General features: G+C 64.8%; 16 protein-coding genes. 8 read left to right on the top strand and 8 right to left on the bottom strand.

Annotation, left to right across the window (positions count from 1 at the left end; translation table 11 throughout):
• Positions 1-73: 73 nt before the first annotated feature.
• The 5 genes from NED98_RS16975 to NED98_RS16955 are packed head-to-tail and all read right to left on the bottom strand — an operon-like array spanning position 74 to position 3381.
• The gene (locus tag NED98_RS16975) at positions 74-973 is read right to left on the bottom strand and encodes an SDH family Clp fold serine proteinase (protein ID WP_265313791.1); all 900 of its coding nucleotides are present in this window, start codon (positions 971-973) and stop codon (positions 74-76) included.
• Positions 970-1311 (bottom strand): ubiquitination-like system serine protease family protein, encoded by a 342-nt coding sequence (locus tag NED98_RS16970; protein ID WP_265313790.1) that lies wholly within the window; start codon positions 1309-1311, stop codon positions 970-972. The genes NED98_RS16975 and NED98_RS16970 overlap by 4 nt, the downstream gene beginning before the upstream one ends.
• The gene (locus NED98_RS16965; RefSeq protein ID WP_265313789.1) at positions 1308-2702 is read right to left on the bottom strand and encodes a ThiF family adenylyltransferase; all 1395 of its coding nucleotides are present in this window, start codon (positions 2700-2702) and stop codon (positions 1308-1310) included. Before NED98_RS16965 ends, NED98_RS16970 begins: the two co-directional genes overlap by 4 nt.
• Positions 2699-3085 carry an E2/UBC family protein gene (locus NED98_RS16960; RefSeq protein WP_265313788.1) on the bottom strand — a complete coding sequence of 129 codons (387 nt, stop codon included), beginning with the start codon at positions 3083-3085 and terminating at the stop codon, positions 2699-2701. Before NED98_RS16960 ends, NED98_RS16965 begins: the two co-directional genes overlap by 4 nt.
• Positions 3086-3093: 8 nt before the next feature.
• The gene (locus tag NED98_RS16955) at positions 3094-3381 is read right to left on the bottom strand and encodes a multiubiquitin domain-containing protein (RefSeq protein WP_265313787.1); all 288 of its coding nucleotides are present in this window, start codon (positions 3379-3381) and stop codon (positions 3094-3096) included.
• 83 nt (positions 3382-3464) lie between these two features.
• Between NED98_RS16955 and NED98_RS16950 the strand changes: the two genes are divergently transcribed.
• From NED98_RS16950 to NED98_RS16935, 4 genes are all read left to right on the top strand, one after another.
• The gene (locus NED98_RS16950) at positions 3465-3683 is read left to right on the top strand and encodes a DUF6290 family protein (RefSeq protein WP_265313786.1); all 219 of its coding nucleotides are present in this window, start codon (positions 3465-3467) and stop codon (positions 3681-3683) included.
• A gap of 125 nt (positions 3684-3808) precedes the next feature.
• A complete protein-coding gene (locus tag NED98_RS16945; RefSeq protein WP_265313785.1) occupies positions 3809-3949 on the top strand; it encodes a hypothetical protein in 141 nt (46 codons plus the stop codon).
• Positions 3946-4866, top strand: a complete 921-nt coding sequence (locus NED98_RS16940; protein WP_265313784.1) for a Fic/DOC family protein — start codon at positions 3946-3948, stop codon at positions 4864-4866. The genes NED98_RS16945 and NED98_RS16940 overlap by 4 nt, the downstream gene beginning before the upstream one ends.
• Before the next feature lie 60 nt (positions 4867-4926).
• On the top strand, positions 4927-5610 hold the full coding sequence (locus NED98_RS16935; protein ID WP_265313783.1) for a hypothetical protein: 684 nt from the start codon (positions 4927-4929) through the stop codon (positions 5608-5610).
• Positions 5611-6303: 693 nt separating this feature from the next.
• Here the strand turns inward: NED98_RS16935 and NED98_RS16930 are convergent.
• Genes NED98_RS16930 through NED98_RS16920 form a run of 3 tightly spaced genes read right to left on the bottom strand, consistent with a single transcriptional unit; the run spans position 6304 to position 10378 of the window.
• A complete protein-coding gene (locus tag NED98_RS16930; RefSeq protein ID WP_265313782.1) occupies positions 6304-7125 on the bottom strand; it encodes a LysR family transcriptional regulator in 822 nt (273 codons plus the stop codon).
• Between the two features lie 32 nt (positions 7126-7157).
• Entirely contained in the window at positions 7158-9545 is a 2388-nt protein-coding gene (locus tag NED98_RS16925) for a sodium:solute symporter (RefSeq protein WP_265313781.1), read from the bottom strand.
• Entirely contained in the window at positions 9542-10378 is an 837-nt protein-coding gene (locus NED98_RS16920; protein ID WP_265313780.1) for an HpcH/HpaI aldolase/citrate lyase family protein, read from the bottom strand. Before NED98_RS16920 ends, NED98_RS16925 begins: the two co-directional genes overlap by 4 nt.
• Before the next feature lie 237 nt (positions 10379-10615).
• Between NED98_RS16920 and NED98_RS16915 the strand changes: the two genes are divergently transcribed.
• The 4 genes from NED98_RS16915 to NED98_RS16900 are packed head-to-tail and all read left to right on the top strand — an operon-like array spanning position 10616 to position 17756.
• Entirely contained in the window at positions 10616-12790 is a 2175-nt protein-coding gene (locus tag NED98_RS16915) for a TonB-dependent receptor (RefSeq protein ID WP_265313779.1), read from the top strand.
• Positions 12791-12807: 17 nt separating this feature from the next.
• The gene (locus NED98_RS16910) at positions 12808-13764 is read left to right on the top strand and encodes a PfkB family carbohydrate kinase (RefSeq protein WP_265313778.1); all 957 of its coding nucleotides are present in this window, start codon (positions 12808-12810) and stop codon (positions 13762-13764) included.
• 10 nt (positions 13765-13774) lie between these two features.
• Positions 13775-15919: a formylglycine-generating enzyme family protein gene (locus tag NED98_RS16905; protein WP_265313777.1), complete on the top strand. Its 2145-nt coding sequence runs from the start codon at positions 13775-13777 to the stop codon at positions 15917-15919.
• On the top strand, positions 15903-17756 hold the full coding sequence (locus NED98_RS16900; protein WP_265313776.1) for a glycoside hydrolase family 127 protein: 1854 nt from the start codon (positions 15903-15905) through the stop codon (positions 17754-17756). The genes NED98_RS16905 and NED98_RS16900 overlap by 17 nt, the downstream gene beginning before the upstream one ends.
• Positions 17757-17792: the final 36 nt, after the last annotated feature.

Below are 17792 nucleotides of genomic sequence, written 5' to 3'. Positions count from 1 at the left end.
AATCGAGTCATTCACTAACTCCTTTACCGGCCTGCTAAAGTAGGTGCCTAATAACCAGCAAGCTGATGCCGCCTCAGTCCTCAACTACCTGTGAGACATAGCAGGATTCGAAAATTTTTCCATTCTGGCCGATCGCCAGCCGCTGCAGGCAATAGAGTTTCCAGTAGCGTGTCCAGCGCGGATCATTGGTTGGAATATAAAGGATTGGAAGTCCGAGCTGCGCAGCATCCGCGTGACTGATCGGCTGGCCATGGGTCTTCCAGCGGCTGGGGCTCATAAGCTCGTTCGCGATCGTCGATGCAGGAAGCCCACGCAGTTTGAGCAAGTCTTCGGCGAAGGTACGCACGCGATCACGAATGCCCTGGAATTTGCGCACTACCTTGGCATCGAAATTGTCCAGCCGCAGCAGCGCAACGGGATCGTTCCGGTCGCTTCTGATCGCCATGGCATATTCCTCATGCGCATCGAGATAGGCGATGACGGAATGCCAGAATTCATTCCCTTGATTGTCGCGCATCGGAAACTGGGGGTCGATCATCCCCAGTTCGGACGTATCGCTCATCAAGATTTGATTTGCACTCAATGCCATGAGCGTTCCCGCGCTCTTGGCGACATCAGGGATGACAACGCGGAAGGGATTCTCGACGACGCGAGCGTGGATTAGCCGTATCAGCTTTTCGCACGCATCGACGTCACCGCCGAAGGTGTGGAGGAAAAGATCGATCGGCTCACCCTCCGGGATGTTGTGAAGCAAATCCACGAAGCCGATAATGTCGTTGCGGTCGATCTCGGTGTTGGGTCCGCCGACATAGCAGATGAGATGAGTGCTCTCGGCCTCGTCGATCTGCTTGATGAGTTCCTGGCGTTCGTAGCGCGCGGAATTGCGGGCCGTGAACATAGGCGTCTTGGTCAGCGGTCGTTTGGCACCACCTGTTGGCGTGTCGCCGCCGCCCGTAATTTCGCCATCGTTCATCGAATACTGTCCTTAGCCCACAAAATCTTGTTATTCCGTAAAAAGAAATGGCACCGGCGACCACCATCTAGATAGTCTATGCTTGGCGCGATTGAAATTTTACCTCTTTCGGACAGCGACAACGCCCATGCGGGACGGCGCCCTTGGTCGAGGTTAAGAAGGACTTCGTGGCCTTTGCCGCAGGGGCATTTGAAGCCTACCCATTTTGGCGGGCCGCCCGAAGCAACCAGCACCATGGCGCGCTTGGGCAAGCGCTCGGGGATTTCGTCGGCGAATTCGACCGTGCCGATAATCCGCCAGCGCCTGAACGGCAGCCATTCCCACCACGAGAGCTTCATATTTTGGGCCAGACTTGTTCGAGGAAAGGGTCTGCCGTCGCGGCACCGAGCTTCTTGCTTGCCGGATCGCAATAGTGGCCCGGCCGGGGCGCGGCGCGATTGGTTGAGATTTCGCGTTCGTGGATGCGCAGGAGGATTTCGGATGGGCGCGGATCGGGGCCATAGCCGATCAATCGCTCGAGCATTTCGCCAACGGCGGCCGCGGCGACCGCGGTCGTGAACGCGACTACCGCCGGCTCGGTCCCGGCTAACGCCGGGACATAGCCCTCGTCAGCCAGACGCTTGCGCTCGGTTGGAGTCATTGCCTCGGCAGCGGCGCGGGCAAGGTCGATCCGGTCGCGGCAGACGAGGCACGCCGAGCCCGGTGAGAGAACAGTGACGCGCCCGTCGATTCCGGTCAGCATGCCGGACGCATCGCTACTCAGCAGGACGCCGATGTCGATGACGGGGGTCAGCAGATAGGTTGCTAGCCGAGAAAGGACGAGGCGTCCGGCATTGTCGTCGGTACAGCCGAACACGAGGTCGCGATCGCCGAGTCGCCGCGCGATCGGTTCCAGCGTGACCATCGCATCGATCGCCTCGCAGTGAAGGTCCGGCGCGATCGCGATCAGGTGATCGCGCAGGACCTCGGCCTTGGGGCGGCCGACATCGGCTGCGGTCGAGCCATAGACGCGCGTAACATTGCTGCCCGAAAGGCGATCGGCATCGATGAGGAGGAGGTTGCGAACGCCCAGGCGCACCAGTTGCTCGGCGACGGCCGATCCCGTGCCACCGCACCCGCTCACGGCGATCTTGAGATCGCTCAGCGCGCGCTGAACGTCGCCGCCGAATGCACGCACATTCCGATCGAAGATCGGCGATGGCGGCCTGTCGTCGGCTTTGATCGCGCTTACCAGGCGCCAGCGGTCGCCGACTATCCAGAGCCGGTCGATCGCGCGGGCCGGGCTGTGCCCCCCCTCGGGCTGCAGGGTGCCGGAAAAGGCAAACCCGCTTTCGCGCGGGGAGAGGATGAGCGTGCCGTAATAAGGTGAGCCCGAGCGCAGGCGGAAGAGGTCGGCGATGGCCCTATCGACTTCGGCGTCGGCGAGGCTTGGCAGCGGGGTGCCCGTCGTGCCCGGATGCGTGTGAAACCAGATGGCCATTGCGCCGAGCGCTTCTGCTTCGCCCAGTGCTGGTACATAGCCCTCCGGCGCGATCACCATATGATCCCGGGCACGCTTACGATACGCGTCCTGGCTCACCATAACGTGCTGGCGGACCAGCAGTCGGATATCACCATCCGGTCCCTGATGGACAGCTGCGAGCAGGACGCCAGCGACCTCCAGCGGATCGCTCGCCGCCTCACTAAGCGCGTCGGCGACGGTGTCGGCGAGAACGAGCGTGACGGTCATGCGGCTTTGAGAGCCGCTAGGGCGAGCTCCCTCCGCACGATGGCGAGATAGCTTTCGAGCGAATCGATTCCCGAGCGCCACTGGCCGGGCTGCAGGTGGCGCGACCAGCGCTGCCACTCGCGGCCCAGATGATGCTCCATGGCCTGCGTTGCCGCAATCTGCGCGCCGTCGGCGCGCCGCACCGGCGGGTGGAACCACCACATGTCGGGGGCGATATCGGGGTATCCCGGCGCCAGTCGCAGCATGAGATCGGATGTCGGCCGGTCATATCCGGGGCCCAGCGCGAAGTTCGGAAGGACCACGCAGATCATGCCGGCATCGCTCGAGACACTATGCCCCGGCGCGCGCTCCGTGAGACAGTCGAGATCGTTCTGGGGAAGCATCTTTTCGCTTATTCCTTGTAGGCGCCGGGGTTGATCTGGGCCGGGGCGGTGAAAAATCGCAAGCCGTCGCGCATCTGAACCGCCTGCTCGTCGAAGATCTTCACGTCGGATCCGCCGGGAACCACTTCGAACAGATCGCGGTCGGCCCCGATCGGCGGATTGCTCAGCTGCCGCAGTTGGAGGCCCGTCATCTGCTCTGCATCGACCTTGTAGACCGTGCGATCGATCTTGATCGTGTAGGGGTGATCTTTCGGCTTGTCCGGGTGAGGAGCGGGGTGCTGGTCGGGCTGGCTCATTGGGTACCTCCATTTCTTGATACCGTGATACCATTATACCACGACCGTTGACAACCTCTAAGTTTTGGTGTCAAAGAAAAGACATGAAGGACAGCAAAGCCATGACGATCCGACTCTCGCCGGAGCAGGCGGAGGCGCTTGAGACGGTCGCGAGCGTTGAGCAGAGGCCGATTTCCGATGTTATTCGCGCCGCGATTTCCGAGCATATCGAGCTCAGGCGGCGCGATCCTGAATTCCGCGCTGGTTTGGAGGAGCGGATTGGCCGTGCTCGGCGGCTACTTGATCGCCAGGCTGGCGGATAGCGGCGGCAGAGCCAAGCCTTTTGTGGCATAATAAGTATCCGAGTCACGCGCATATGGATTGGTGAAGCCTTATGAGCCGATGGACCTCTTCCGCCCCTGCCGACGTCACTTGGCGGCGTAAGCAGATGAGCGCGAACAATGACATTGAAGGCGTTGGCCGGGATGCAAAGGCCGAAAAGCTCCTCGCGCGCCTAGAGGCCGATGGCGCTACCACTGAGAAGCGCCGCGAAGCCCTTCGCACCTATTTTTCCAAAAAGCCCAAGTGAGCGGACGCAGCGACTCCGAGCGCTCCGAATACGAGAAGGTCGTCTACCCAGGCACGCAGGTCCTGGTGAATGAGCTGGGAATCCGCGAGGCCGCGACGTTGGACGCGGCCGAGCGTCTCTTCACCGATATGCGTATCGCCGAAGGCTTGCCGGCCAAATGTGCGGAACCGACGTATTCTGCCTTCAAGGTCATTCATCACCATCTCTTTCAAGACCTCTATTCTTGGGCGGGGCAGGAACGGAAATATACGTCGGGCCGCGGCCAAGCACCGTTTGCGGTTCCCGAACAAATTGGGCCGTGGATGGAGCGCCAGTTCGAGACCCTACGCGCCGCTGACCAATTGCGCGGCCTTGCGCCCGTTGCCTTTGCCGAACAGGCGGCGGCGCTCATCAACGAAATCAATGCGGCGCACCCCTTCATCGAGGGCAATGGCCGCGTGCAGCGAATCTGGCTGGCTGGCGTGGCCGAGCGCGCTGGCTATGAGTTCTCGATCCGCCCCGAAGATCGCGATCCTTGGTATTCCGCTTCGAAGATCGGTTTCGAGCAGGCCGATCCGGCGCCGATGGCCGCTTTGATCCTATCGCGCATTCAGATGCTCGATGACACGGAACGATCGAAGCACGACGATCGCGCGGCACAATTCCTAGCACTGTCGCGCGAGCAGGGTCTCGCCTCGGAAGATGCTAGTTTCAGGGCTGCTTGGCTCAATATCGAGAAGGTCGAAGCCGTTGCCAAGAGCGCGATGCCGCATGATCAGGAAGGTCAACAAGATATTGTTGCCAAGGCGCGTGAGCAGTTGGCCGACCATATACGCGCCGGCGCCAGCATCGCCGAGCTCACCGAACAGCAAGCCTGGCGAAATACGCTCGGCAAGAACAACGCCGATCAAGTAGATGGCCTTGACCAGCTGGACTGAGTGGATGCCGAGAGTTCGTCAGCGTCGCCGGGAGCGGGCCGCTCGCCCGGAGTGGTCGCTATGATGTCACCATGGCGCGGTCTGATGCATTGTCCGGAGTGCAATGGAATCCACGGAGACGCAATCTGCCCGGTGTGCGGGTACGCTTTCGATAACCAGCCACAGGTCATTGTGGTGGATGGCGTCGAGCATCTTGTCCCCCAAGCGACACAAGGAGCGATTCCTTGGTCGACATATCTCATCCTTGAGCGAATAAAGATCGAGGGCGAGCGATCCCGCATTACCTCATCGGACCGGGCCGAACGCTTTTCGCACCGTTTCACCGTCGTGCTGCTATTCTGGACACTCTTTGAGGTGCTGGTTGACGGTTTTTATCGCGCCGCTCTTGCCGATCTTCCCGGCCAGCTGGATGAAGAGCTCCTCGAACGGTTCCCAAGCATCGGTGGGCGCTTGGATCGTTTGTATCGCCGTATCTGGCAGACGAATTTCTGGACGGACCTTAAGGCAGAGGGATTCGTCGAAGAAGCCACACTGCTACTCCGCATCCAGAAGGCTCGCAACGCGTTCGTCCATGGTGACCCAGAAGCCATCGGTGATGATTTGGTCGATGCAACGCTGGCTCACCTTGAGAATGTGCAGAAAGCGTGGATCATCTTATTCAACAAGCGGTGCACCGGCCGCCGCCAGCGGGTCCCTATTTGGCAATCGGCTCAAGAACGGGCGTCACTCCGTTCAGCCCCTTGACTTCCATTTGGCCGTCAGAAGCTCTGTTGCAATAAAGCGTAACATCTCCGCCGACCGCCGGCATCTGAACGCGGATGCCGACCGGTCATCGCTCGGTTGAACGTCTGCTTCTCAAGTCGCCGTCCCGTAACCGGACAGACAGAAGACGGCCCAGTTCCGGCCATTGGCTGTGCGTAGCTCTCGGATATCACCAGAAAGCCAAAATCGGGGGAAGCGGCACTATAATGCCGCTTTGCTCTGTTTCTGCCCATTTTTACTAATTTAGGCCGAAACGGCACTTCATTGCCCTCCCTATTGTGAGGGATGGGAGAATTCTGCACACCGTTCCCGAGACGAAGCGTAGTCGCGACTCAGCATTTGAGGACGTCGATCGAGCAGGAGGCGATGAAGGTGACCTTGTCCTTGATCAGAGATGAGCGAGCCCCGGCAAGGCCACGTAGCATGGCCGCTGTAGCGGAAGGGGCAGGGGCAGGGGCAGGGGCAGGGGCAGGGGCAGGGGCAGGGGCTTCCGGCGAGTTCGATGGGCGAGCCGGTTGCTTTCGGCTGAAGCGCGGGATGCGGACCGGATCAAACGCCCCTACGGGACTCGAACCCGTGTTTTCGCCGTGAGAGTCCGAAGCGCTGTCCGCCGACCTATCCATTGACGAATGAACCGATCCGGCCGCTCAACGCTATGCCGCCAAGCGGTGCGCGCTATCGGCCCTCCGCGCGCACGCTTTCCTGCAACAGTACGTTGACCAGACGCGTGCGGACGCTGGAGCGGGACCAGACGATGCCGATCCGCCGCCCGACGCGCCGCTCGGGCAGGTCGAGCCGCGCGATATCGATCCCTTCCGGCCAGGGCGGCGCCCAATCGGGGACGATCGAAACCCCCAGCCCGCGATCGACCATCATCGCGATCGCGTTGAGCGCGTTGAGCTCGAATCGCTCGCGCGGGGTGATGCCCGCCTCGTTGAGATAAAGCTCCGCCGAGCGGCCGCCCCATTGGTTGCGGTCGTAACGGATCAGCGGTTCCTCGCGCAGCAGATCGAGCGGATCCCGGTCGGCGAGCGCACGCGGGGCGAGCACGATCAGCGGCTCTTCGCGCAGCAGCAGCCATTCGCACGTCTTGGGGAGCGGATAGGGCGCCTCGAGCACTAGCGCCGCATCGAGCCGGCCTTTGTCCACGTCGACGAAGAGCTGCGCCGAATTGCCCGATTGGATGTGGATCGTCACCTGCGGGAATTTGCGGCTGACCCGCGCCAGAATATCGGGAAGCAGGCCGGTGAGCGGGGTCGTGCACGCGCCGAGCCGCAATTCGCCCGACACCTCCCCGTCATGCGCGACGCTGCGCAGATCCGCGGTGTCCCGCAACAGCTTGCGCGCCGGGCCGAGGACGCGCGCGCCCTGCTCGGTCATCCGCATCGTCCGCCCGACGCGCATCACCAGCGGTGCGCCCAGATCGCGTTCCAGCGCGTGAAGCTGCTGCGCCACCGCCGATGCGCTGATGTTGAGCACGCGCGCCGCGGCGGCCATCGATCCCTGGTCGATGACGGTGACGAACGTCTTCAGGAACCCGGTATCGATGGCGCAGCCTCATCCGAAACGGCGCTTGCCGGGCGCCGGGAATAGATCGTCAGCCCTTCGAGCGAATGACTCGGGGGCGGGAACAGATAGCTGGTCAGATAGCCGATGACGATCGACGAAGCGATCGCCAGCGCAAGATAGAGGTAGGGGTGGACGAGCCCGAACCACCAGACGACGAAGGTGATGATCGACGCCGCCACGATCCCGATCGCGACGCCCTGCCAATTGGCGCGGCGCGTGAACAGCCCGAGCGTATAGGCGCCGGCACAGGCGCCGCCGAGCAGGCCGAACAGCTCGATCGTCAGATCGAGCAGCGAATGGATGTCGAGCCGCGACAGGACGATCGCGATCGCGATGCCGACCAGCCCGACACCCATGCTGGCCCCTTCGGCGAAGCGCACGGTCTGCCGCTCGCTCCGGCCGGGCACGAGGCGCTCGTAGAAATCGACCGACAGCAAGGTGGCGACGCTGTTGATGATCCCCGACAGCGTCCCCATCGCGGCCGCGATCAGCCCGGCGATGATCAGCCCGACGATGCCTGGCGGTAGCTCGGTGCCGATGAAGGCGGGGAACACCGCGTCGATCGGCAGCGTCGGGCTCAGTTGCTCGGGGCGGGCGCGATAATAAGCGAACAATACGGTGCCGATGATGTAGAACATGAAGGCGCTGGGCAGCAGGATCAGCGCGAACAGCCACACCGAGCGTTTGGCTTCCTTCTCGGACGGTGTCGCCAGTACGCGCTGCATCAGCACCTGATCCTTGGGGAAGGTGAGCACCACGTCGAACAGGGCGAGGACGAGGAATGCCCAAACGGTCGGCTGGGTGACGTCGAAGCTGAAGTTGAGCATCCGCGTCTTGTCGAACGCCGTCGCGGTATCGACGACGTCGCCGAACCCGATCTGGTAGATGACGAAGCCGATCGCAAAAAACGCGCCCGCGGTGAGTACCAGCACCTGGAACACATCGGTCCATACCACCGCGCGCATCCCGCCCAGCGCGGTATAGACGATCGTGAACAGGCCGACGATCAGGATGCAGGCGACGATATTGGTATCGGTGATCGTGCCGATCGCCATCGCGGGCAGGAACAGCACGATCCCCATCCGCCCACCGATCTGCATGCAGATCCACAAGGCGCTGGAAAGCATGCGGATCGCCGGGTGGAAGCGCGCTTCGAGATAATTGAACACCGAAACCAGATTGAGCCGGCGGAACACCGGCACCACGACCAGCGCGACGAACATCAGCCCGCAGACGGTCGCGATCTTCGACATGATATATTGCCAGTCGGTCTCGAACGCCTTGGCCGGCACCGCGAGATAGCTGATCGAGCTGATGCTGCCGGCGAACATGCTGACCCCCGCCGCCCAGGCCGGGATCGCTCGCGAACCGAGGAAGAATTCGGACGAGGGACCGCCCTTGGCGCGGCGATAGAAGGCGAGCCCGATACCGAGCATCGCGAACAGATAGACCGTGATGATCGCCCAATCGATCAGCCCGAGCGGCTCGCGGTTGAACCTGAGCGTCAGGGTGGAGACGGCAAGCGCGCCGTTGCGCCGCGACGCGATCAGCAGCCCCTCGCCGTGGCTGACCGCGGCGAGCGGTTCGCCGGGAAGCGCCGCGCCCATAGGCGCCCAGGCGTCGGTGATCATGCTGTAGCTGTAGAGATGCGTGCCGCCCGCGTCGCGGAGGAGGTAGAGCAGATAGGCCTGTCCGATCGGGCGCGGGGCGCCGACGACGGTGCCGCGCGCCGTCGCGCCGCGTCGCCACCCGCCGGTCGGCAGCCAGCGCCATTGCTGCTGGTCGGCCAGCGTGACGGCAATGCCCCTGTTCTGCGCTGCGAGCGCGACCGGCACGCCGCCGGGCCAGGGGGCGAGCGCCTGCCAACGCGCGGATTGCGCCCAGGCGAGCCGGAACAGTCGCGGGGTGCCGTCCTCGCCGACCCCGGCGACGAGCAATGCATCGTGCTGGAAGGCGCCGACCGCCGAGCGCAACGGCACCGGAAGATCGGGGAGCGGCTTCGCCACGATCGCGCCATTCGCCAGTGTGAGCGCGGCAGCGGAGGTCGCCACGCCGCCCGCGCCGGAAAGGATTGCGGACCCCCGGCCGTCGCTCACCACAGCGAGCATTTTCGAGGGGATATTGCGCGTTCCGATCGCCGACCAGCTGCGATGCCGCAATATCTGCGCCCGATCGCGATCGAGCGCGACGGGGAATCCGTCGATCGCGGCTAGCAACAGATTGCCGCGATCGCCCGATGGCGCGGGCAATGCCGCGGCCTCGATCTCGGTCGGTTGCTTTGCCGCAGCGGGGGCGGCCTGAAACAGCAGCGCGCCGAGCAGCATCAGCAGCAGGAGGCGCAACGTCATGCCGCCTCCCCCGCGCGCCGCAGAATCGCGCGCGCCGCGCTGATCGCCGGTGCATCGACCATCGTGCCGTCGAACACGAAGGCGCCTTTGCCCTGCGCTTCGGCGGCGGTTGCCGCGGCTACCAGCCGTCGCGCGCGATCGAGCTCGGCGCCGCGGTCGAACACCGCATTGGCGATCGCAATCTGCCGCGGATGGATGCAGCTTTTGCCGATATAACCGAGGCTTCGCGCCAGCTCCGCCTCGGCGCGAAAGCCGGGATCGTCGGTAAGGTCGGGCCAGGCGCCGTCATAGGCAAAGCATCCGGCCCGTCCGGCGGCGAGCCGGATCGGCCACAGCGCGGCGTGGACGTGGCGGGGATCGTTTCGATCGATGCCGAGCGGCGCGAACAGATCGTTGAGCCCGACCTGAAGCCCCGCGACCCGCGGATGCGCCGCCGCCACCGCCGCCGCATCGGCCAGCGCGGCGGCGGTCTCGATAGTGACCAGCAGCCCGGCGGCGAGGCGCAGCGCATCGATCTGCGTGGCGGCGGCATGGACGATATCGGGGGTGTCGGCCTTGGGCAGGTTGATCAGATCGACGCGCAGCCCGGCGAGCACCGCCAGATCGTCCGCGAAAAAGGGCGTGTCGAGCGCGTTGACGCGGACGATCAGCCGCTTGGCCGATGCCATCGCTTGATCCGAGCGCAGGAATGCCGCGAGCCGCGCGCGCGCGGCCGGCTTTTCCGCCGGTGGCACCGAATCCTCGAGATCGAACGACAGCGCGTCCGCCGCCCCATCGATCGCCTTGGCGAAGAATTCGGGGCGCGAACAGGGTACGAACAGCTTGCTCCGCATCGACACGATCCTCCCCCGATGCCGCGCCTTCGCAGCAGTTCCAACGCTTGTAGCGCCGAAAATGCACGCAATCCCTGTCTTCACAGCGCAGAAAATATGCGGTCCGGTCGATCGATCCCAAAGCGAAATCGTGGCGATCGAACCACACAAAATCTGTTGTGTGAACACACCGCCGCTCGCTTCTTCCGCTTTTTCCCTTGGGTTAGGCTGTAGCCGATAAACGGGGGGAGGATCACCGTGACAACCAATGCGCATCTGACGTTCGCTGCTTTTCTGCTGTCCGGCGTGGCCTTGCCCGCGGTGGCGCAACTGGCCCCGCAGCCGGCCCCGGTGAGCGACCCTGCCCCGGCCGATGATTCGAGCCAGAATACCGTGATCGTGACGGGCACGCGCTCACCCAAGGCGATCGACAAGGTCGCCGGCGCGGTGACGGTCATCACGCCTGCCGAAGTCCAGCGCTCGCTGACGATCACCGAAGACGCCACCGCGGTGCTGGCGCGCACGGTGCCGGGCTATTCCGAATCCAACCAGACGATGAACACGCTGGGCGAAACGATGCGCGGCCGCACCGCGCTCTACATGTTCGACGGGATTCCCCAATCGACCCCGCTGCGCGACGGCAGCCGCAACGCGACCTTCACCGATATGTCGACGGTCCAGCGGATCGAGGTGATCGGCGGCGCCTCGGCGGCGGAGGGGATCGGCGCGGCCGGCGGGCTGATCAACTATATCTCGAAGCGCGCGACCGAGGAGGGCACGCATATCGGCCTCACCGGGCGCTTCGGGTCGCAATATCGCGACGATAGCGCGATCTGGAAGATCGGCGGGACGATCGCGCACAAATCGGGCGATTTCGACGTGTTCGCGGCGGCGTCCTATGTCGATCGCGGCATCACTTATGACGCGCGCGGGCGGCGCATCGGGCTCAGCGCGTCGAGCTCGCTGGCCGATACCAAGCAGGTCGATTTCTTCCTCAAGGTCGGTCACGATTTCGCCGGCGGCACCCAGCGCCTCGAAGCGACCGCGAGCTATTTCAAGCTGACCGCCAAGGGCGATTATCATTATGTCGCGGGCAGCCGCGCGCTCGGCATCCCCGATACCGCCGAACCCGGCCCGCCGCGCGACCCGGTCACCGGGCAGCTGCTTTTCGCGCCGGACTTCAATCGCTTCCAGCAATATGCGCTGAATTACTCGAACAGCGATCTGGTCGGCGGCAACCTTGTCGTGACGGGCTATTTCGCCAAGCAGGAGATGCGCTTCCCCGGCGACAACAGCGTCGACAAGCAGGATCCGCTGATCTCGTCCGGCGTGATTTTCGACCAGTCCGAAATCCTGTCGAAGAAATACGGGCTGCGCACCTCGTACACGCGCCCGGATTTCCTGACCAAGGGCCTCGAACTGCGCTTCGGCGTCGATCTGGTCCACGATCAGACGCGGCAATATCTTGCGCTCACCAATCGCGTGTGGGTGCCGCCGATGAACTATACCAGCGTCGGCCCTTATGCGCAGCTGAGCTATGATCTCGGCCCGGTCACGCTGAGCGGCGGCTGGCGGCACGAGGCCGGCACGGTGAAGGTCGATGATTATACCACGACCTATTATCGCAACCGCGTGTTCGTGAAGGGCGGCAAGCTCAAATATACCAACGATCTGTTCAATGCGGGCATCGTCGGCCGGCTCGGCGGCGGCTTCTCCGCCTTCGCGACCTATGGCGAGGGCTTCACCCTCCCCAACGTCGGCATCCCGCTGCGCAACGTCAACGTGCCGGGCAAGACGGTCGAGGGCCTGCTCGATCTGAAGGCGGTGGTGTTCAAGAACAAGGAAGTCGGCGTCAACTGGCGCGGCCGGATGGGCAGCGTCGGCGTATCCTATTACCAGTCGAAATCGGACCTCGGGTCGAGCCTGTCGATCGATCCGATCACGCGGGACTATGTTCTTAACCGTCGCCCGATCAAGATCTACGGCATCGACTTCAGCGCCGAATTCCGCCCGATCGACTCTCTACGCCTCAACGCCTTGTTCAGCCATGTGCTCGGCAAGACCTCGGCCGCAAACAACGTCACCGAGCCGCTCGACGTTACACTCGGGATGCTCAACATCGCGCCGGACAAGGCGAACGGCCAGATCAGCTGGCAATATACGCCCGAAAGCTCGGTGTCGCTCGGCGTGACGAGCTTCTTCAATCGCAACATCAACATCGGCCGCGGCGCGCTCGAGGAGCATACCAAGGGCTATACCTTGTTCGATCTGACGACCAATTATCGCTTCAAGCAGGTCGGCACCGTCTCGATCGGGGTCGAGAATCTGTTCAACAAATTCTATTTCCTGTCGTCGTCGCAGATCGACATCTACCAGAATTATTTCGCGGGCCGCGGCCGAACGGTTACCGTGACGCTGCACCGCGATTTCTGATCGGGAGTACAACGATCGTGATCCGAAGCGACCGGCCGGGCGGCGTATTGGTGGCGGGCTCGGCCAATGCCGATTTCGTCGTGCGCGCCCGGCACGTTCCGGCGCCGGGCGAGACCTTGCTCGGCGGCGACCTTTCGGTCTTTCCCGGCGGCAAGGGCGCCAATCAGGCGGTCGCCGCCGCGCGCGCCGGCGGGGCGCAGACGGCGATGGTGGTCGCATTGGGCGAGGACGATCAGGCAAGGCTGCTGATCCGGTCGCTCGAAGGGGCGGGGGTCGAGCTGCACATTCGCCGCTCGGCGCGATCGACCGGTGCGGCGCTGATCACCGTATCGGACGAAGGCGAGAATGCGATCACCGTCGCGCCGGGCGCCAACGCCGATCTGAGGCCGGAGGACCTTCCGCCGCTCGACGCTATCGCGTGGCTCGCGATGCAGCTGGAAACGCCGCTCGAAACCGTTCTGGTCTATGCCCGGAGCGCGCAGGTGCAGGGCGTGCGGGTGCTGCTCAATGCCGCCCCGGCGCGCGCATTGCCCGACGCGCTGCTGCGCGCGGTGGACGTGCTGGTGGTCAATGAGGAAGAGCTGACCGCATTGGTCGGGGAGCACGGGTCGATCGCCGAACGGCTGGCGCGGACCGGCGTCGCGATCACGGTGGCGACGTTGGGGTCTCGCGGAGCCGTGGCGCTGGTCGATGGCGACTATCTCGTCCAGCCCGCCTTCGCGGTGACCCCGGTCGATACGACCGCGGCCGGCGACACCTTTTGCGGCGTGCTAGTCGCAGACCTTGCCGCGGGCGAGGCGCTCGGCGCCGCGCTGCGCCGCGCCGCCGCGGCCGCCGCGCTGGTGACGACGCGCGCCGGCGCCCAGTCGAGCATCCCCACCCGCGCCGAGGTCGTGGCGTTCATGGCCGAGGCGCAGCCTGCCGATCATCGGCCGCTCGCGCTTTATTGTGGCATCGGCGCGACGGCGGGTTGAAAACGAGATCATGACCAATCCCATCCGCACCACCAGCGACGTCAAATTCTCGCACGCGCTGACCGGCCCCTATCTGCCGACCCCGGGCAAGGTTCCCGGCTGGCCCTTCGCCGAAATGGGGCGGTGGAAGATCGACGCCGACGGCAGCGCCGACGAATGGGTGCAGGGGCTGATCGAATGGCGCCGCGAGCATCGCATCCGCATCGGCTTCGACGACAGCCTGTATCGCGATCCGCGGCTTGCCTGGTCGCAGTCGAATTTCGTCCATACGCTACTGATGGTCGAGGATCGCTATTTCTACGATCCTAAAACCGGCCGCTATACGGTCGATCGCTATCTCGACGATCTCGAGGGGCGGCTGGGGCGCGTCGACAGCGTGCTGGTCTGGTATATCTATCCCAATATCGGGGTCGACGATCGCAGCCAGTTCGATCTGGTCGACGCGCTGCCCGGCGGCATCGCCGGGCTGAAGCAGGTCGTCGCGGACTTTCACCGCCGCGGCGTCAAGGTGTTCCTGCCGACGATGCCGTGGGACAATGGCACCGCGCCGAACGACGCGCCCGACTGGGAGCGGATGGCGGCGATCGTCGCCGAAACCGGGGCGGACGGCATCAACGGCGATACCTATAGCGGCGTCCCGCTCGCCTTCCACCGCGCGTGCGAGGCCAGGGGGCGCCCGGTGGTGCTGCAGCCGGAGACCACCGCGCAGGCCGGCGATCATATCCTGAGCTGGAACCTGCAGAGCTGGACCAAGCGCGTGCCCGACGAGAGCATCCCGACGGTGCTCAAGCTGAAATGGCTCGAACCCCGCCACATCATCAACATCGAGAATCGCTGGAGCCGGCAGCGCACCAACGATCTGCAGCACGCGCTGTTCAACGGCGTCGGCTATGTCGCGTGGGAGAATGTGTTCGGCTTCGTCAATCTCTTCACCCCGCGCGACGGCGAGACGCTGCGCCGGGTGGCGATGGTGCAGCGGCGGTTCGCTGATCTGATCGCCGGGCCCGATTGGCGCCCCTATGAGCGGACGCTCCAGGCCGGCATCTTCGCCAGCCGCTTCCAGGGCGACGGGCGCATCTTGTGGACGCTGATCAACCGTCAGGAATATGCGATCGACGGCGAGCAATTGAGCGTGCCGTACAATGCGGGCACGCGCTATTTCGACGTCTGGAACGGCGTCGAGCTCGATCCGCGGATCGATCGCGACCGTGCGATCCTGTCGGTGCCGATGGCGGGGCGCGGCTTCGGCGCGATCCTTGCGCTGGCGGCGGGGCAGGTGCTCGACGGGCTCGACGCGTTTCTTGCGGACATGGCGGCGCGCGCGGTGCTGCCGCTCGACTCCTTCCCGGCACGCTGGACCGCCGCCGCGCAGACGCTCGTCCCGATCGCGCCGACCACACCGCATACGCAGGCCCCCGACGGGATGATCGCGATCCCCGCGGCCGATTTCGATTTCGTCGTCCACGGCATCGAGATCGAGGGTTACGCCGCCGAGGGAGTCGACGTGCAATATCCGTGGGAAGAAAGCCCGCGCCGGCATCACCGCCACCGCATGCATATCGACGCATTCTGGATCGATCGCTTCCCGGTGACCAACGCGCAGTTCAGGACCTTCCTCGCCGACAGCGGCTACGCGCCCGCCGACACGCGGAATTTCCTGAAACATTGGCAAGACGGCGCGCCGCCCGCAGGTTGGGAGAACAAGCCCGTCACCTGGGTCTCGCTGGAGGATGCGCGGGCCTATGCCGGGTGGGCCGGGAAGCGCCTGCCGCGCGAATGGGAATGGCAATATGCCGCGCAGGGAACCGACGGCCGCGCCTATCCCTGGGGCGAGGATTGGGATGCGACCGCGGTGCCCGAGCCGTCGCTCGCGCGCGTCATGCCCGATCCGGTCGATATCGGCACGCATCCTGCGGGGGCGAGCCCGTTCGGGGTCGAGGATCTCGTCGGGACGATCTGGCAATGGACCGACGAATATCATGACGATCGGGTGCGCGCTGCGGTGCTGCGCGGCGGCAATGCCTATCAGCCGCAGACCTCGCATTGGTATTTCCCGCAAGGCTATCGCCTCGACGAGCACGGCAAGTTCCTGCTGATGGCCCCGGCGAAGGACCGGTCGGCCGGGATCGGATTCCGCTGTGCCGCCGATCGCTGAGCCCGCGATGCGGCTGTCACTGCCCGGCGAGGTGACACTCGGCGGGTTGCTCGGCGATGCGCTGGAGGCCAATCGCGCCGGGCGCCTGTCGCATTTCATCACCGACGAACACAGCCCGGCGATCGCGCTGTTCGCGCCCGAGAAGGTGGCGGCCAACGAGGAAGGCGACTGGTATGGCGAACATGCCGGCAAGTGGCTTTCCGCCGCCGCGCGCGCCGCGGCCCGCGCCGGCGATGCGGCGCTGCTCGGCAATGTGCGGCGGGTCGCCGATTATCTGATCTCGCGGCAGGATGCGGACGGCTATCTCGGCAATTACGCGCCGCCGCGACGCTTCATGGTGCCGCAGCCGCCGAAGCCGGTCTCGTGGGACGGCGCCCCGGCGCTGCGCACCTGGGATATCTGGACCCACAGCTATCTGATCCTCGGGCTGATCGAGGTCCATCGCGCGACCGGCGACGAACATTATCTCGCCGCCGCCCGGCGGATCGGCGATCTGTGCTGGCGGGTGTTGAGCGACGGCGCGGTGAAGATCACCGATCTCGGCAACCATTTCGGCTTGTCGGCGACCGCGCTGCTCGATCCCGCGACCGAATTGTATCTGGCGACCCGCGAGCGGCGCTATCTCGATCTGGCCGAGCTGGTGCTGGCGCAGATCGAGGCCGAGCCGCGCAATCGCCTGTTCTCGCTGGCGCTGGCAGGTGCCGATCCGTCGGAGATCGCCACCGGCAAGGCATATCAATTGCTGTGGAACCTCGTCGGCGTCGCCAAGCTGCACCGGGCGACGGGTGATGCGCGCTATCTCAGCGCGGTGCGCAACATCTGGGCGGCGGTCCGCGCGCATCATCTGACGCTCGGCGGCGGCCCGTGGGGCGGGGTGGCGCATCGCTCGCGCGAGGTCTTCAACCCCGCCGGGGTGTTCAGCCCCGAAGCCTATGTCGAAACCTGTTCGACGATGGCCTGGATCCAGCTCAACCGCGAATTGCTGGCGATCACCGGCGATGCCGCCTTCGCGCAGGAGATCGAGCGCAGCGCCTATAACGACCTGCTCGGCGCGCAGGCGCCGGACGGCGAAGATTGGTGCTATTATTCCTTCCCCAACGGACGGCGCACCCACACCACTTATTGGCGCTGCTGCAAGTCGAGCGGCGCGATGGCGTTGGAGGAGCTGCCCGCGATTGCCTATGGCGTCACCGCCGACGGCGCGCTGGCGGTCAATCTGCTCGGCGCGTCGACCGCGGTGCTGGATCTGCCCGGCGCCGGGCGTGTCCGCATCCGGCAGGAGGGGCGCTATCCGCTGGATGGGCCGCTCTCGATCTCGGTCGACCCGGCGGCGGCGGCGCGCTTCGCGATGCTCGTCCGCATCCCCGATTGGGCGAGCGGCGCACGGCTGCAGGTGAACGGCGAGCGTTTCGCGGCCGAGCCGGGCGGCTATGCGCGGATCGAGCGCGAATGGCGGCCGGGGGACGTGATCTCGCTCGACCTGCCAATGCCCGCGCAGGTCCATCACGCGGTCAACCGCAACGTCCAGGAATCGCTCGCGCCGGGCGGCGAGCCGGTCGCGCAGGAAGTGCTCCGCCGCGATTATATCGCGCTGACGCGGGGGCCTTTGGTCTATGCCACCGGGCCGATCGACGGATATCGGCTGGCCGAGACCGTGCGGGTAGCCGATGCGCCCGTCGCGGTCGTCGACGGTGAGGCCATCCAATTGCACCCCGCCGATCGGCCGCCGATCGTCTTCGAGCCCTATTTTCGCCTGGGGGACCGCCGCGACGGTATCTGGCGCGTGACCTGGCTCGGGCTGGCTCCGCCCGTCCCCCCAATCCAAGCTGGAAACTGATGTCGATGAGTGCTTCGCCCCCCGTGTCACCGCCGT

Source organism: Sphingomonas lycopersici (assembly GCF_026130605.1).
Lineage (GTDB): Bacteria > Pseudomonadota > Alphaproteobacteria > Sphingomonadales > Sphingomonadaceae > Sphingomonas > Sphingomonas lycopersici.
The sequence above is the reverse complement of the archived record's forward strand: the minus strand, read 5'-3'. Positions and strand labels throughout refer to the sequence as shown.

Bases quoted from the DNA above. Each gene is read 5' to 3' on its own strand.
- NED98_RS16975 (WP_265313791.1), bottom strand. From the start codon at position 973: ATGAACGATGGCGAAATTACGGGCGGCGGCGACACGCCAACAGGTGGT.
- NED98_RS16970 (WP_265313790.1), bottom strand. From the start codon at position 1,311: ATGAAGCTCTCGTGGTGGGAATGGCTGCCGTTCAGGCGCTGGCGGATT.
- NED98_RS16965 (WP_265313789.1), bottom strand. From the start codon at position 2,702: ATGACCGTCACGCTCGTTCTCGCCGACACCGTCGCCGACGCGCTTAGT.
- NED98_RS16960 (WP_265313788.1), bottom strand. From the start codon at position 3,085: ATGCTTCCCCAGAACGATCTCGACTGTCTCACGGAGCGCGCGCCGGGG.
- NED98_RS16955 (WP_265313787.1), bottom strand. From the start codon at position 3,381: ATGAGCCAGCCCGACCAGCACCCCGCTCCTCACCCGGACAAGCCGAAA.
- NED98_RS16950 (WP_265313786.1), top strand. From the start codon at position 3,465: ATGAAGGACAGCAAAGCCATGACGATCCGACTCTCGCCGGAGCAGGCG.
- NED98_RS16945 (WP_265313785.1), top strand. From the start codon at position 3,809: ATGAGCGCGAACAATGACATTGAAGGCGTTGGCCGGGATGCAAAGGCC.
- NED98_RS16935 (WP_265313783.1), top strand. From the start codon at position 4,927: ATGATGTCACCATGGCGCGGTCTGATGCATTGTCCGGAGTGCAATGGA.
- NED98_RS16930 (WP_265313782.1), bottom strand. From the start codon at position 7,125: ATGGCCGCCGCGGCGCGCGTGCTCAACATCAGCGCATCGGCGGTGGCG.
- NED98_RS16925 (WP_265313781.1), bottom strand. From the start codon at position 9,545: ATGACGTTGCGCCTCCTGCTGCTGATGCTGCTCGGCGCGCTGCTGTTT.
- NED98_RS16920 (WP_265313780.1), bottom strand. From the start codon at position 10,378: ATGCGGAGCAAGCTGTTCGTACCCTGTTCGCGCCCCGAATTCTTCGCC.
- NED98_RS16905 (WP_265313777.1), top strand. From the start codon at position 13,775: ATGACCAATCCCATCCGCACCACCAGCGACGTCAAATTCTCGCACGCG.